The sequence below is a fragment of the Mycobacterium sp. genome (genome assembly GCF_032159565.1).
GTDB lineage: Bacteria > Actinomycetota > Actinomycetes > Mycobacteriales > Mycobacteriaceae > Mycobacterium.
Genome location: NZ_JAVHWR010000143.1, coordinates 15,004 through 30,334, shown reverse-complemented (window position 1 = coordinate 30,334; position 15,331 = coordinate 15,004). Strand labels below are relative to the sequence as shown.

Here is a 15,331-nt window from a genome sequence, read left to right as displayed (position 1 = left end):
GCCGCCAGGGCGGCGTACCCGTCCTCGCTCACCACGTTCTTCTGCGCCCAGGACACCGGGACCGCGACCGCGAGAAGAACCGTCGTCATGAGCCAGAACAGCAGCGCCGCCAGAAACCGCACGCTGTCCTCCTACGGGGATCGGGCGCGCGCACTGGCCGACCGACCACCTCATGGTCCTTGTTGTCGTAGTCGAACTTACGCAGCACGTGCCGCATGGCGTTGATGCGGGCGCGCTTCTTGATCGACCTGGCGAATGGTGAAGCGGGGCTATTTCGCGGTGCGGCGCGGGCGCAGCAGTGCGAGCCGGGTCATCAGCTTGTTCATCCGGGTCAGCGCCTTGTGCGAATTGTTGTAGTAGTTGCCGCCCGCTCCGAGCTTCGTGCGTGGGGCGACGACGGCTTCCTGCCTGCAGTACTTGCGCAGTCCCTCGGCGCCACCGAACCGCGCGCCCAAGCCCGACGTCTTCCAGCCGCCCATCGGCGCCGTGGTGCACATCAGATTGGAGATCACGTCGTTGACGTTGACCGCACCGCAATCAAGCTGCACCGCAACATCTTCGGCGCGTTCGATATCCTTCGAGAAGACCGACGCGGACAGGCCATAGGGGCTGTCGTTGGCGAGCCGGACCGCCTCCCCCACCGTCGACACCTTCATGATCGGCAGCGTCGGGCCGAAGGTCTCCTCGGTCATACAGGCCATCGAGTGGTCGACGTCGACCAGCACCGTCGGCGGGTAGAAGCTGCCTTGGCCTGCCGTGCGCTCGCCACCGGTGAGCGCACGTGCGCCCGCGGCCACGGCGTCGCGCACGTGCCGCTCGGTCACCGCGACCTGGTCGTCGTCGATCAGCGCGCCGAAGTCGTAACCCTGGCCCGCGCCGATCTTCAGCTTCTCCACATCGCGCACGACGGCGTCGACGAACTGGTCGTAAACCGAATCGAGGACATACACGCGCTCGACCGACACGCAGGTCTGGCCCGCGTTGAACATCGCACCCCACACCGCGGCGTGCGCGGCGAGGCCGATGTCGGCGTCGTCCAGCACGATCATCGGATCCTTGCCGCCGAGCTCGAGGCTGACCGGCGTGAGAGTGCGAGCCGCCCGTTCCATCACCTTGGCGCCGGTCGCACTTGAGCCGGTGAACTGGATGAAGTCGGAGTTGTCGATGACGGCTTCTGACACCTCGCGCGCCCCCTGTGCCAGCGCCAACACCTCGGGAGCACCGGAGTCCTGCCAGCCGCGCAGCAGCACCTCTGCGGTCAGCGGCGTGCGTTCGGACGGCTTCAGCAGCACCGAGCAGCCCGCGGCCAGCGCGCCGATGGCGTCCATCAGGGCGTTGGCCACCGGGTAGTTCCACGGCGCAATGATGCCGACCACCTGGCGCGGGCGGAAGTGCACGGTGACCTTCTTGATCGCCAGGAAGGGCAGCGATGGCGGCCGTGTCTCCGGGGCCAGCGCCTTCTCCATCGTCTTGATGTAGTACGACAGGATCATGATCAGCAGCGGCACCTCTTGCGCCGCATCGACGGCCGACTTACCCGTCTCCTTGATCAGCAACGACTCGATCTCGTCGCGGTGCTCACCGAGCCAGACGGCATAGCGGGCAAGCACTTTGGCGCGGTCCTTGGCGCCGCGGGCCTCCCACTCCCGCTGGGCTTCGCGCAACCCGGTGGCGATGCGCGGCACGTCGGCGGGGTCGGTCCAGCGGACCTGACCGGCAACGGCGCCGGTCGCGGGGTTGCGGATGGTGGTCTCAGACGAGGACGAATCGACTTCTGGCGTCGCGGTCATGACCCCCAGCTTAGCCAGCGGTGTGATCTGGATCGCAGCCGGGTTGACGCCTGTCAAGTTTTGCCACGGCGGCGGCCAGCCAAACCACGGCACTGCCAAGCAGCAACGCGCCGACTGTGTCGGTGAAGTAGTGGTAGGTGACGGCCTGGCCGATCATGGCCAGGACGCTGAAAGCGATGGCCGCGAGCACAGCCCACATGGCACTTCCTGCCACCAACGCGATCATGCCGCTGACGACGACGACCGCCGTCGTATGTCCGCTCGGATACGCCAGCGCGCCGTCGTTCTCCCGTCCGAACAGTTGCTTGAGCACTCGGGCGAGAAAGACTCCGACGAGGGGAGAGCAGATCACCACTACCGCCAGCCGCCACCGGCGCAGGCCCAGTGCAACGAGAAAACCGACACAGAGGACGAAGATCAGGAGATAAGGGTCGGAGAACACCAGCAACTCGCGCGCGGGGGTGTGCCGGAATCGGTGGAACCAGTCGTCCAAGGGCGTCGACCGCTTCCCGACCGCGAGCCCGAGCACGAGCATCGCCGCGACGGCGAGCACCGGCCACAGCAGAAGCGCTCTGCGGCCGGCCGGGTTGCGCACGTCAGGTCGCGATGCCGCGGATGTAGGCGGCCTGACCGAGGTGCTGTGCACAGTCGTCGATGATGCTCACCAGTCGCGCTCCTGCGGTGACGGGCGGCGTCCAGTGCGTGTCCACCACCCGGCTCAACTCCTCTCCGGACACCGACGCGATGTACTCCAGCGTGACTTTGTGAACGGCGTGGTAGTAGCCGGCCAGCAGGTCGGCAGGCGCGCGGACCTTGCCGACGTCGTCGGGGTCGTGACCGTAGCCGTGGTCGTTGCCCCCGAGGTCGAGGCCGAAGCGGTCGTTCCAGCCGTCGCGGATCCACACCTGCTCGATGCCCGCGATATCGCAGATCTGGAGATCCTGAATACGGGCGCTGTGCCAGAGCAACCACGCGATGCTGTTGGCCTGCGCGGTCGGCCGGAAGAACGAAACCTCGTCGGTCAGACCGTCGGTCAGGTCGTCGACGTGCTCGATCAGTCGCGTGAAGGAGTCGCGGAGCAGTTCGCGGACCGCTTGATCGTCGGAGTCAGCCATGCGACAGACGCTACCCGCGCAGGCTTGCGCAGCTAGCTCTGTGGTGCGCCGTGGAAGACCGCTTCGACATTGTTGCCGTCCGGGTCGCGGACGAAGGCGCCGTAGTAGCCAGGGTGGTATTCCGGCCAGAGCCGGGGCGCGTGCAGCGACTCGGCACCCAGCCGCAGCGCGGTGTCGTAGAACGCCTGCACGGCGTCGTGGTCCCTGGCGTGGAACGCGACGTGCACCTCGCGGTTGGGGCCGCTCGCCTCGCCGACGTTCATGTCGGCGATCCAGAAGTCCGGCTTGCCGTCCTTGCCGTACCCGATGGCAACTTGGTAGTCCAGCTGGCGCGTGTAGCCAAGCACTCCGAGGACCTCGTCGTAGAAGGTCTTCGACTTCTCCCAGTCCGCACAGTTGATTCCCAGGTGGTCGATCACCGCCCCATCCTGGCATGACGGTGCGGTGGCGTCGTAGATTCGGCTGATGGCCTACGAGTTGATAGTTCGCAACGGCACCATCGTCGACGGCCTCGGTGGGGAACCCTTCACCGGAGATGTCGCGATCGCCGACGGTGTGATCGCGGCCGTCGGCGACGTCGAGGGCCAGGCGGCCAAGGAGATCGACGCGACCGGCCTTCTGGTCACACCGGGCTTCGTCGACCTGCACACCCACTACGACGGACAGGCCATCTGGTCGGATCGCATGACGCCGTCGTCGGCACACGGTGTGACGACCGCGGTGATGGGCAACTGCGGTGTGGGCTTTGCGCCGTGCCGCAGCGAGGACCACGAGGTGCTGGTGGACGTGATGGCCGGCGTGGAGGACATTCCCGGTGTCGTGATGGTCGACGGGCTGCCGTGGACATGGGAGACGTTCCCGGAGTTTCTCGATGCCGTGGCGTCGCGACAACGGGATATCGATGTGGCGGCGTTTCTGCCGCACTCCCCGCTGCGGGTCTATGTGATGGGGCGGCGCGGAGTCGACCGAGAACCCGCCACCGCCGAAGACCTGTCGCAGATGCGCAAGCTGGCCGCCGAAGCGGTTGACGTTGGGGCGCTTGGGTTCGCATCGTCGCGGCTGACCATTCACAAGACCGAGAGCGGTCATCCGATCCCGAGCTACGACGCAGGCCACGACGAGATCGAGGCCATCGCGCGGGGCGTTGCGGACGCAGGCGGCGGCCTGATCCAGTTCGTTCCCGACCTCGTCGCCGGCGACTACGGACCCGCGCTGCAGACGGTCTTCGACGTCGCCGCCGACGTCGGGTTGCCGGTCACGTTCACGCTGGCGATAGGCAATGCGGGGCCCGCGTTCTTCGAGGACGCGATGACCATGGTGGAGAAGGCCAATTCGAATGCGGCGGCGGCCGAGCCTGTTGTTACCGCACAGATCTTCCCCCGCCCGATCGGCCTGGTGATCGGACTCGAGCTGTCGGGCAACCCGTTCGTGATGTATCCCAGCTACCGCGAGATCGCTGGACTGCCGCTGGCCGAGCGTGTCGCCGAGATGCGCAAACCCGAAGTGCGGGAACGTATTCTGAGCGACAAGCCGGCGTCGGACGGTCACCCGCTGATGTTCGCGGTGCAGGCCTTCGACTGGATCTTCCCGCTGGGCGATCCCCCCGACTACGAGCCCGATCCCTCCAACAGCATCGGCGCCAGGGCCAAGGCCCGTGGGGTCAGCCCGCTGGAGGAGGCCTACGACCGGCTGCTCGATGACGACGGGCACTCGATGCTGCTCGTGACGCTGGCCAACTTCCGCGACGCCTCGTTGGACACCGTCGCCGAACTGGTCCGCCGCGAGGATGTCGTGCTCGGCCTCGGCGACGGCGGCGCCCATTACGGAATGATCTGCGACGCAAGCTTTCCCACCTACATGCTGACGCACTGGGCGCGGGACCGGGCATCGGGCCGGCTGACTGTCGCCGAGGCCGTCCGCGAGCTGACCTCGGTGCCCGCCCGGGTCGCGGGCCTGGCCGACCGCGGCCGGATCGGCGTCGGCTACAAGGCCGACGTCAACGTCGTCGACCACGACGCGCTGCGTCTGCACAAGCCGATCGTGAGCTACGACCTGCCCGCGGGCGGGCGCCGCCTCGACCAGACCGCGGACGGCTACGTGGCGACGATCGTCTCGGGCCAGGTCATCGTCGAGAACGGCGTACCCACCGAAGCGCGGCCGGGCAGGCTGGTGCGCGGCCGCCAGCCCGCACCCGTATGACGCAGGACGCGGCGCTGGCCGCTGCGCACGTGAGCAGCGATCAGGCGGGCTCAGCCGACTGAGCGTCGGTCGCGACGCAGCCCGGGATGCCGCTTCCGCAGCGTCGACAAGAGCACCGGACGCGGAAGCGCTTGCATTAAGCGGGTACTGAGCACGTTGCGTTTACCGGCGATCACGATGCCGCTGTCGTTCTCCAGCGCTTGGACGCCGATACGTGCCACATCGCGCGACGGCATCCACAGGACCTTCGGGAACGACGCGGCGAACTTGTCCTCGTCCATGCCTGCCGCCTGAAGGAACTCGGTACGCACCGGGCCGGGCGCGAGCATGGCCACGGTGACACCGGTGCCGGCCAACTCGCCGCGCACACCCTCGGTGTAGGTCTTCACGAACGCCTTGGTGGCCGCATAACCTGCCTGGCCGGGGAACGGGTAGTAACCGACGGTGGATCCGACGTTGAGGATGGCGCCGCGGCCGCGGGGCACCATCAGCTGCACCGCGCGGGTGGTCAGGTCGATGACGGCCTCGACATTGACGCGCACCTGCGCGATCTCGTCGGCGACCGGGGTCTTGGTGACCGACCCGATGGTGCCGACGCCCGCGTTGTTGACGAGGATGTCGATCGTCAGGCCGCGGTCGGCGACGGCGTGGAAAAGGCCTGCGCGGGCGTCGGGATCGGCCACGTCGCAAGCGATCACCTCCATTCGCACGGTCGTGCCGAGCTCGGCGGCGAGGTCGCGAAGCTTGTCCTCGCGGCGGGCGACCAGGGTCACGCCATGGCCGCGGGCGACCAGTTCGCGGGCGATGTCGGCGCCGATACCGGACGAGGCCCCGGTGACGACGGCGGTGGAGGTCGGCGACGGCTGCGGAAGTGGCATGGCTCGAACCTACCCGCGGTCCGCGTGCCGGTTACGCCCAGATGTCCGATATCGCAGGCGCGTTCGCGGCCAGTCCGCTCTTCGGCAGACCGTACATCTCCTCGATGGTGGACAGCACGTTGTAGTGACTGATCGGCTCGCTGTAGGTGCCGGGCCGGACATGGGCACCGTAGATGATCGTGGGGATCTGGTTCTTCGAGCCGCCGTCGTCCTCGTCGAACGTGATGATCAGCAGGCTGTTGTTGGCCACCGCCCAGTTCGCGTAGCGCGACAGGTTGTTGTAGAGCCAGGTGTCGGCCTGCGAGACGGTGCCGTCGTGCATGTCGTTGTCCAGGTTCGGGATCACGAACGACACCGTCGGCAGGCTCGCGTAGTCGGTGCGGTTGTTGAAAGCCGAGAACGGAACCGAGTTCGCCGCAGGCACATTCGTGAAGTTGGCCCATGGCACATGCTTGCGGGCGTACTTGCCCGCACTGCAGGCGGTGGACCCGACCGCCGGAAGGTCCTCCGAGAAGCCGCCGAACGTGAAGCCCGCCGCCAACAGCTCGGAGGCGACATTCGGCGCCGCGCCGGCATTGACCGGGCACGCATCCGATGTCAGTCCGAAGGTGTTGCCGGAGAACAGCGCCAGATAGTTCGGCTCGCTCGGATGCGTCTCGGCGAACGACTGTGCCATGTTCGCGCCTGCGTTGGCGAGCGCGTTGAGGTACGGCGCCGACTTGCTGCCGACGACTGCGCTGTCGGGCTTGTTCTCCTCGACGACGATCACGATGTGCGCCGGCGCCGGAAGCGATTGCGCGGCGGCGACGGGCGCCGGTCCGGCGACCGCGCAGATAGCCGCGAATGCACACGCCCAGCGCTTCATGCGCCGAAGTGTAGGAGCAAGATCGACGATGCTCGAGGAGGCACGCGCACCACGGCGTCGAAGACAACTCAAGTTTCCGGGCATCCGCGCGAGATCAGCGCGCGCCCGACGCGATCGACGATCACCTGCGGGCGCCTGAGCATCTCGGCGCTGAGCCGGATCACGATCCAGCCGGCCGCTTCCAGAAGCGCGAGGCGTTCGATGTCCCACGACCGCTGTCGGCTGTCCTCCCAGTGCTGAATGCCGTCGTATTCGACGGCGACCTTCCACTCGCGCCAGCCCATGTCGACGCGGATGTGTAGATCGCGGAACTCGAGCTGCGTCTCCGGCTTCGGAATTCCGCCGCTCATCAACAGCAGCCGCACGCGCGTCTCCTGCGGCGACTCCGCCCCGCCGTCGACCAGCGCGAGTGTCTGCCGTAGCTGTCGGAGCCCTCGGACTCCGGGATGTTGCCCGACCACCGCAAGGACGTCGTCGACCTTGACGTCCGTCGCATTCATCAGCGCGTCGATGCGCTGCACGCCTACCTCGAGGCTGCAGTGCCTGCCCAGATCGAACGCTGTCCGTGCCGGACTGGTGACAGGCAGCTCCGCGATCAATTGCCATTCCGCGGAACACAATTCTTCCGTGCGGACGATGACGTTCTGCGGGCGTCGGCGATTGGTGTGAATCAGTTCAACCGGTGCATCGGGTCTGACCCATTTCGCACCCAACATCGCCGACGCGGTCAAGCCGGCGACGACGCCCCCTCGCCGTGACCACAGCCAGGCGGCCCTGGCGTGATCGCCTGTCGATAAGTCAGCTCCGCGCGGCGCCCACACACCCGGATAGATCGCCGAATGGAAGCGGCGCAGCTCGCGAAACGTGAGCACGCCGGTTGAGACGGCCTCAGTTGCTAGAAATGGCCATTCAATGGTCTGCATGGCAGCAACGTGGCAGGTGTCGACGACAGATCCGGGTGCCGAAGCGGCGTTATCCACAGCCTCACTGTGCGAATCGATACGCCCGCACCGGCGAGTCGCGGATGAAACCGCACAGTCGCGGGCCACGACGGGCCGCGGCAACGACGGGCCGCGGCAACGAAAAAGCCCGGCTCCTTGTGGGAGCCGGGCCTTCTCGTCGACCAGGACTGCGTTAGAAGTCCATGCCGCCCATGCCACCGGTCGGGTCGCCTGCGGCGGCGGCGGCCTTCTCCGGCTTGTCTGCGACGACCGCTTCGGTCGTCAGGAACAGCGCCGCGATGGACGCAGCGTTCTGCAGCGCCGAACGCGTCACCTTGACCGGGTCGGCCACGCCCGCCTTGAGCAGGTCCTCGTACTCGCCGGTCGCGGCGTTGAGGCCGGTCCCTGCGGGCGAGTTGGTGACCTTCTCGGCGACCACACCGGGCTCGAGCCCACCGTTGAAGGCGATCTGCTTCAGCGGGGCCGACAGCGCCACGCGGACGATGTTGGCACCGGTGGCCTCGTCGCCCGTCAGCTTCAGCTCGTCCAGCGCGGGTGAGGACTGCAGCAGGGCCACGCCACCGCCGGCGACGATGCCCTCCTCGACGGCCGCCTTCGCGTTGCGGACGGCGTCCTCGATGCGGTGCTTGCGCTCCTTGAGCTCCACCTCGGTGGCGGCGCCTGCCTTGATCACCGCAACACCGCCTGCCAGCTTGGCCAGGCGCTCCTGCAACTTCTCACGGTCGTAGTCGGAGTCGCTGTTCTCGATCTCGGCGCGGATCTGCGCAACGCGGCCTGCGATGGCCTCGCTGTCACCGGCGCCCTCGATGATGGTCGTCTCGTCCTTGGTGACGACGACCTTGCGGGCGCGGCCCAGCAGCTCGACGCCTGCCGTCTCCAGGGAGAGGCCGACCTCTTCGCTGATGACCTGGCCACCGGTGAGGATCGCGATGTCCTGCAGCATCGCCTTGCGGCGATCACCGAAGCCCGGAGCCTTGACGGCGACGGACTTGAAGGTGCCGCGGATCTTGTTGACCACCAGAGTCGACAGGGCCTCGCCCTCGACGTCCTCGGCGATGATCAGCAGCGGCTTGCCGGACTGGATGATCTTCTCCAGCAGCGGCAGCAGATCCTTGACGGTCGAGACCTTCGAGGACACCAGCAGGATGTACGGATCCTCGAGGACCGCTTCCTGACGTTCGGCGTCGGTAACGAAGTAACCCGAGATGTAGCCCTTGTCGAAGCGCATGCCCTCGGTGAGCTCCAGCTGCAGGCCGAAGGTGTTGGATTCCTCGACGGTGATGACGCCCTCGTTGCCGACCTTGTCCATGGCCTCGGCGATCAGCTCGCCGATGGACGGGTCGCCGGCGGAGATGCCCGCGGTGGCAGCGATCTGCTCCTTGGTCTCGACCTCCTTGGCCGACTTCAGCAGCGTCTCGGTGATCTTCTCGACGGCCTTCTCGATGCCGCGCTTCAGGCCGAGCGGGTTAGCCCCTGCCGCAACGTTGCGCAGGCCCTCGCGCACGAGCGCCTGGGCCAGCACGGTGGCGGTGGTGGTGCCGTCGCCCGCGACGTCGTCGGTCTTCTTGGCGACTTCCTTGACCAGCTCAGCGCCGATCTTCTCGTAGGGGTCCTCGAGGTCGATCTCCTTGGCGATGGAAACCCCATCGTTGGTGATCGTGGGGGCGCCCCACTTCTTCTCCAGAACGACGTTGCGACCCTTGGGGCCCAGCGTCACCTTTACCGCATCGGCGAGGGCGTTGAGGCCCCGCTCGAGGCCGCGGCGGGCCTCTTCGTCGTACGCAATTGTCTTGGCCATTGCGAAGTGATTCCTCCGGATTAGGGATGGCACGTTGTGTGGTCGGGTGCAGTGCCCGCGACGGACGGCTGTGGGTGTGCTCCGCGCGTGCGGCCCCGTGCCTCACCGTCCCGACCTAGCACTCACTGGTCGAGAGTGCCAACTGCATTTTTAGCACTCAAGCATGGCGAGTGCAAGGTCAGTCAGCCGGGCGAAGCCCGTCCAGCAGGACCTCCGTCAGACGCTCGGCCGCGTCACGGTTGTATCCCTGCATCGCCTGGCCCCCGACCATCAGAGCCTTTATGTCCGGCACGTCGAGATCTCGCCGTACGGACCCCGCGTTTTGCGCGGCCCGCAGCAGATCGCCGATCAAATCCAGAAACGCCTCTTCGGCGTCCGGTGCCGCGCTGTTGATATCGATGCCGACTCCCGCAAGCGCGTCGACGAGGCCCTGATCCGCGGCGCCCCAGTCCAACACCATGGAGCGGATGAAAGCGAACAGCCCCCCGCCCGGCCCCTGCGAGGTCAGCATCGCGCGACCGCTTTCGACGAGGCTTGCGATGCGGTCCTCGACCACTGCGCGGTACAGATCCTCTTTCGTCGGGAAATGCCGGTACACGGTGCCGGCGCCGACGCCTGCCCGGCGGGCGATCTCGTCGATCGGCACGGAGAGCCCGTCGGCCGCGAAGGTGTCATAGGCGACCTCGAGGACGCGGGCCCGATTGCGCGCGGCGTCCGCGCGCAGCGGTCGGTCCGGTTGAGCCACCTGCATCACCTCGGGAATACGAAAGCGGGGCGTGCGTTCCGTATAGTCGTAGTCAAACGGAGCGCCCGCCCCGTTTAGCCGATTGTAGGAGACGTCATGAACAAGTGGACCACTACCGACATTCCCGACCAGACCGGTCGCATCGCCGTCATCACCGGAGCCAACACCGGCCTCGGCTATGAGACCGCGACCGCGCTCGCAGCCAAGGGCGCACACGTCGTACTCGCCGTCCGCAACACCGACAAGGGTAAGGACGCGGCGGCCCGCATCACCTCGGCACACCAAGGGGCGGCGGTCGACGTGCAGAAGCTCGACCTCACCTCGCTCGACTCCGTCCGTCAAGCAGCCGACGAGCTGCGCTCCAGGCACGACACCATCGACCTGTTGATCAACAACGCAGGGGTGATGATGACGCCGAAGGGAACCACGCAGGACGGCTTCGAATTACAGTTCGGCACAAACCATTTGGGCCACTTCGCCTTCACCGGCCTGCTGCTCGACCGGCTGCTGCCGGTACCGGGGTCGCGCGTCGTCACCGTCAGCAGCGTCGGTCACCGCTTCGCCCGCAACGGGATCCGGTTCGACGACCTGCAGTGGGAGAAGGATTACAGCCGGGTCGGCGCCTACGGGCAGGCCAAGCTGGCCAACCTGATGTTCACCTACGAATTGCAGCGACGCCTGCAGGGCACGAATACCATCGCCGCCGCAGCACACCCGGGCGGCTCGCGCACAGAGCTGACGCGCAACCTACCCTGGGTCGTCGGTGCGGTTTCCGGCCTGCTGGAGCCGCTGTTCCAGGGCGCGGACATGGGTGCGCTGCCGACATTGCGCGCGGCAACGGATCCAGGCGTGATCGGCGGGCAGTACTTCGGCCCCGACGGTTTCGGTGAACAGCGCGGCTACCCCAAAGTTGTCGCGTCCAGCCAGGCTTCCCACGACATCGAAGCGCAGCGCCGACTGTGGACGGTGTCCGAACAGCTCACCGGTGTCGAGTTCCCGGTCTACGCCAAGTCGAGCAGCTCTTCATAGAAGCCACCGAATCGTCGTTGAGGATCGATCAGGTGCACTTCTAGGATCCAGTGGCAGACACGCCCGGTGCGGTCGGTGCGCCGCATCGGGTTGTCTGACCCCGGCGCGATATACGACTCGATCGAGTCGCCGTCGATCGTCTCGTGCGGGAACTCGCCGACCAGATGGCCGGCGTGAGGTCCGCCGAACTCCCAGCCCGCCTCACGGCTGAGCTGCACGACATGGTCGAACAGCTCGGCGCCCGTCACGTCCCTGTGCGCGTCGAAGTACTCCCGGCCCTTCGCCCAGACCCGCGGCAGGTCATCGCACAGCGCGCGCTTGCCCGCGTCGTCCCCCAGCACGAACGTGCGGCCGAAGTCCGCCTCCCACCGCTTGAAGATCGGTCCGAAGTCGCAGAACACGATGTCGTCGTCGGCGATGAGCCGGTCCGGTGGATTGTTCCGGTACGGCTGCAGGGTGTTCGCGCCCGCCCGCACGATTCGCTTGTGCCAGTGCCGCTTCACGCCGAACATGTCGGCCGCCAGGTCGCGGATCTCGTCGGACAACTCCTTCTCACGGACGCCGGCGCGGATCATGCCGGTGCGCTCGATCTCGGCGAACAACTGCGCCGCGTTATCCTGGGCATCGAGGAGCATCTCGGTGCGGAGATCTTCGTTCGCGACCGTCACTCCGCCGATGTTACGACTGCAATGGAGCGTTGATGTCACTCTTGGATCCGACGAAGGTGCCGCCCTACCCGCCGCCGCGATACGCCAGAGACGAGCCGGAGATCAGTGCGTGGCTGCGGCGCGGCACGGATCCGCCGGACTACGACTCGTCCGGTCTTGTGCAGTACCACTATCTCGCCAACCAGAAGCAGACCGACGGTGACTACGGGCTGTACCGCGTCGAGATCGCCCCGCACGGCGGCGGGCCCGGCCCGCACTTTCACCGCGCGATGTCCGAGGCGTTCTTCGTGTTGTCGGGAACAGTCAAGCTGTATGACGGCACGGACTGGGTCGACGGGCATCCCAACGACTTCCTCTATGTCCCGCCGGGCGGCATCCACGGCTTCCGCAACGAAGCCGACGCGCCGACGTCGATCCTGATGCTGTTTGCTCCCGGCGCGCCGCGGGAGCACTACTTCGAAGGCCTGGCCCGGCTCGGCGACATGACCGACGACGAGCGCCGGGAATGGTTCATCCGCAACGACAACTTCTTCATCGACTGATCAGCCTCGCGGCCAGGTACGGCGCGGTGCGGCTGCCCTTGGCCCGACTCACTTTCTGCGGTGTTCCGGCCGCGACCACCCGGCCGCCGTCGTTGCCCGCGGCAGGCCCGAGATCGATCACCCAGTCCGACCCGGCGACCATCCGCATGTCGTGTTCGGCGACCACCACGGTGTTGCCCGACTCGACGAGGCGATGCAGCTGCGCATCGAGGAGGTCCACATCGGCCGGATGCAAGCCGGTGGTGGGTTCGTCGAGCACGTAGAGCGTGTGGCCGCGGCGGGGTCGTTGCAGTTCCGAGGCCAACTTGATCCGCTGCGCCTCGCCGCCGGACAATTCGGTCGCGGGCTGCCCGAGCCGCAGGTAGCCAAGCCCGACCTCCTGCAGCGTCGTCAGGCTGCGCGCCGCGCCAGGGATATCGGCGAAAAACTCCGAAGCCTCGTCGACTGTCATAGCCAGTACGTCGGCGATGGTGCGGTCGCGATACCGCACCCGCAGCGTGGCCTCGTTGTAGCGCGCGCCGTGGCACGTCGGGCAGGTGGCGTATGTGCCGGGCAGAAAAAGCAATTCGACCGATACGAAGCCTTCACCCTGACAGGTCTTGCAGCGACCCTCGGCGACGTTGAACGAGAACCGGCCGGCCGTCCAGCCCCGTCGGCGCGCCGCAGGCGTCGCGGCGAATTCCCGCCGAACGGCGTCGAACAATCCCGTATACGTGGCCAACGTCGAACGCGGCGTCCGCCCGATCGGCCGCTGGTCAACGGCGACCAGTCGGTCGATCACATCCACGTTCTCCGCCGTCACTCCGATGCTGGCGTCGTGATCGAGGTCGACGATCTCGACGTCGGAATCCTCTGCGTCGGTGTCGCTTTCGGTCTGACCCGTCGCGCGGCCCAGATGGCGTTTCACCACGTCACCGAGCACCTTGACGACGAGCGTCGACTTCCCCGAGCCGGACACACCGGTGACCGCGGTGTAGACGCCCAGCGGCAGGTCGACGTCCAGGTCGCGCAGGTTGTGAAAGCAGATGCCCCGCAGCCGCAGCCGTCCCGACGGCTGGCGCGGGGTTCGCGTCGCGGCTGCATCGTTGTTGAAAAGATAGCTGCGGGTGATCGACTCATCGATGTCGTTCAGACCCGAAACGGGCCCGCTGTAGAGGACCTGACCTCCGAGCTCGCCTGCCCCGGGGCCGACGTCGACGATCCAGTCGGCGCGGCGCACCACATCCATGTCGTGTTCGACCACGAACAGCGAATTGCCGGCTCGCCGAAGGCGATCCAGAACATCGAGCAGGGGTTCGGCGTCAGCGGGATGCAGGCCGGCAGATGGCTCGTCCAGAACGTAGAGCACCCCGAACAGCCCTGCGCGCAACTGCGTGGCCAACCGCAGCCGCTGTAGTTCACCCGGCGAGACGGTCGGGGTGCGGCGGTTCAGCGTCAGATAGCCCAGCCCAAGATCGATGAGCACCTGGATGCGGGCGACGAGGTCGGCGGCGATCATCGTGGCGACCTCGGTCAGTTCACCGGACTCGGTCGACTCGAAGGCCGCCGCGGCATCCTTGCGCGCCGCAGTCGGGCGCAGCACGTCGGCGAGTTCGGCCAGCGGCAACGCAACGTAGTCGGCGATGGTGCGCCCCGCGAAGGTCACCTTCAGCGCCTCGGGTCGCAGTCCCGAGCCGTGGCACAGGTCGCATTCGACGCTGTCGACGAACTGCAGGACGCGACGGCGCATCATCGCACTCTGCGAGTTGGCCAGCGTGTGCCTGACGTGGCGTTCGGCGCTGGAGAAGGTCCCGTTGTAGTAGTAATCTGCGGTGACCGGATGTTGGCTCGGATCGATCTCTACGGTCGGCTGCTCGTCTGTGAACAGAATCCAATCACGTTGTCGCTTAGGCAGTTTCCGCCACGGCTTGTCGATGTCGTAGCCGAGAGTGATGAGGATGTCGCGCAGGTTCTGTCCCTGCCAGGCGCCCGGCCATGCGGCTACGGCGCCCTCGCGGATGGTAAGCGACGGGTCGGGAACGAGTGTCTGTTCGGTCACCTGATGGATCCGGCCGAGACCGTGGCACTTCGGGCATGCGCCCACCGCGGTGTTCGGCGAGAACGCATCGGAGTCCAGTCGTTCGGTGGCCCCACGCGGGTAGGTCCCGGCACGCGAGAACAGCATCCTCAGCAGATTGGACAGTGTCGTGACAGTGCCCACCGTCGACCGCGATGTCGCCGACCCCCTCCGCTGCTGCAGCGCGACAGCGGGTGGCAGTCCCGTGATGTCGTCCACCTTCGGCGCGCCGGTCGGCAGCAGCAGCCGCCTCGCGTACGGGGCGACGGACTCGAAGTAGCGGCGTTGCGCCTCGGCGTAGATGGTGCCGAAGGCGAGCGACGATTTGCCCGACCCGGAAATCCCGGTGAACGCGACCAGCGCGTCGCGCGGGGCGGCGACGTCGACTCCCCTTAAATTGTGTACCCGGCTACCGAAGACGCGCACGCATGGATCGATCTCGTCGTTCTGCCGATCCGAGGATGCCGTCATGGTGGGCAGAGAGTACCCGCGACGCACTCGGGCAAGCATGTTTGCTGTCTGCGGATCTCGGTTGGACCCGCCGCGCCGCTGGCGGCCGTGGCCGACGCGCGCGGACCGCAGGTGTCGGCCACCCGCGACACACCGTCTGTCCGGCGACGCGCCACGCGGAGGTGCACACCCGTAAACCGTTGCATTAGGCTGCTGTCCGATCAGTGAAGGAGT

General features: G+C 66.9%; 14 protein-coding genes. 3 read left to right on the top strand and 11 right to left on the bottom strand.

What is annotated here, in order from left to right; translation table 11 throughout:
* Positions 1–269: 269 nt before the first annotated feature.
* The 4 genes from QOC76_RS19700 to QOC76_RS19685 are packed head-to-tail and all read right to left on the bottom strand — an operon-like array spanning position 270 to position 3,324.
* A complete protein-coding gene (locus tag QOC76_RS19700; protein ID WP_526359464.1) occupies positions 270–1,790 on the bottom strand; it encodes an aldehyde dehydrogenase family protein in 1,521 nt (506 codons plus the stop codon).
* Between the two features lie 10 nt (positions 1,791–1,800).
* Positions 1,801–2,385 (bottom strand): phosphatase PAP2 family protein, encoded by a 585-nt coding sequence (locus QOC76_RS19695; protein ID WP_526359462.1) that lies wholly within the window; start codon positions 2,383–2,385, stop codon positions 1,801–1,803.
* Position 2,386: 1 nt separating this feature from the next.
* Entirely contained in the window at positions 2,387–2,905 is a 519-nt protein-coding gene (locus tag QOC76_RS19690; protein WP_526359460.1) for a mycothiol transferase, read from the bottom strand.
* Positions 2,906–2,937: 32 nt separating this feature from the next.
* A complete protein-coding gene (locus tag QOC76_RS19685; protein ID WP_526359458.1) occupies positions 2,938–3,324 on the bottom strand; it encodes a VOC family protein in 387 nt (128 codons plus the stop codon).
* 46 nt (positions 3,325–3,370) lie between these two features.
* Between QOC76_RS19685 and QOC76_RS19680 the strand changes: the two genes are divergently transcribed.
* Positions 3,371–5,104: an N-acyl-D-amino-acid deacylase family protein gene (locus tag QOC76_RS19680; protein WP_526359456.1), complete on the top strand. Its 1,734-nt coding sequence runs from the start codon at positions 3,371–3,373 to the stop codon at positions 5,102–5,104.
* 50 nt (positions 5,105–5,154) lie between these two features.
* Here QOC76_RS19680 and QOC76_RS19675 read toward each other — a convergent pair whose 3' ends face one another.
* From QOC76_RS19675 to QOC76_RS19655, 5 genes are all read right to left on the bottom strand, one after another.
* Positions 5,155–5,982 carry an SDR family NAD(P)-dependent oxidoreductase gene (locus tag QOC76_RS19675; protein WP_526359454.1) on the bottom strand — a complete coding sequence of 276 codons (828 nt, stop codon included), beginning with the start codon at positions 5,980–5,982 and terminating at the stop codon, positions 5,155–5,157.
* Between the two features lie 31 nt (positions 5,983–6,013).
* Positions 6,014–6,847, bottom strand: coding sequence for an alkaline phosphatase family protein (locus QOC76_RS19670; protein ID WP_526359452.1), 834 nt, complete (start codon positions 6,845–6,847; stop codon positions 6,014–6,016).
* Between the two features lie 68 nt (positions 6,848–6,915).
* On the bottom strand, positions 6,916–7,770 hold the full coding sequence (locus QOC76_RS19665) for an endonuclease domain-containing protein (RefSeq protein WP_526359450.1): 855 nt from the start codon (positions 7,768–7,770) through the stop codon (positions 6,916–6,918).
* 211 nt (positions 7,771–7,981) lie between these two features.
* The gene (gene groL / locus QOC76_RS19660) at positions 7,982–9,607 is read right to left on the bottom strand and encodes a chaperonin GroEL (protein ID WP_526359448.1); all 1,626 of its coding nucleotides are present in this window, start codon (positions 9,605–9,607) and stop codon (positions 7,982–7,984) included.
* Positions 9,608–9,785: 178 nt separating this feature from the next.
* Positions 9,786–10,352 (bottom strand): TetR/AcrR family transcriptional regulator, encoded by a 567-nt coding sequence (locus QOC76_RS19655; protein WP_526359446.1) that lies wholly within the window; start codon positions 10,350–10,352, stop codon positions 9,786–9,788.
* Positions 10,353–10,448: 96 nt separating this feature from the next.
* On the opposite strand from QOC76_RS19655, the gene QOC76_RS19650 reads away from it, so the two are divergent.
* A complete protein-coding gene (locus QOC76_RS19650; RefSeq protein ID WP_526359444.1) occupies positions 10,449–11,381 on the top strand; it encodes an SDR family oxidoreductase in 933 nt (310 codons plus the stop codon).
* Here the strand turns inward: QOC76_RS19650 and QOC76_RS19645 are convergent.
* Complete coding sequence (locus QOC76_RS19645; protein WP_526359468.1) at positions 11,354–12,016, bottom strand: M24 family metallopeptidase; 663 nt, start codon at positions 12,014–12,016, stop codon at positions 11,354–11,356. The genes QOC76_RS19650 and QOC76_RS19645 overlap by 28 nt on opposite strands.
* A 65-nt stretch (positions 12,017–12,081) precedes the next feature.
* On the opposite strand from QOC76_RS19645, the gene QOC76_RS19640 reads away from it, so the two are divergent.
* Positions 12,082–12,591, top strand: a complete 510-nt coding sequence (locus tag QOC76_RS19640) for a cupin domain-containing protein (protein ID WP_526359442.1) — start codon at positions 12,082–12,084, stop codon at positions 12,589–12,591.
* On the opposite strand, the gene QOC76_RS19635 is transcribed toward QOC76_RS19640, so the two are convergent.
* Entirely contained in the window at positions 12,581–15,118 is a 2,538-nt protein-coding gene (locus QOC76_RS19635; RefSeq protein WP_526359440.1) for an excinuclease ABC subunit UvrA, read from the bottom strand. The genes QOC76_RS19640 and QOC76_RS19635 overlap by 11 nt on opposite strands.
* Between the last annotated feature and the right edge of the window lie 213 nt (positions 15,119–15,331).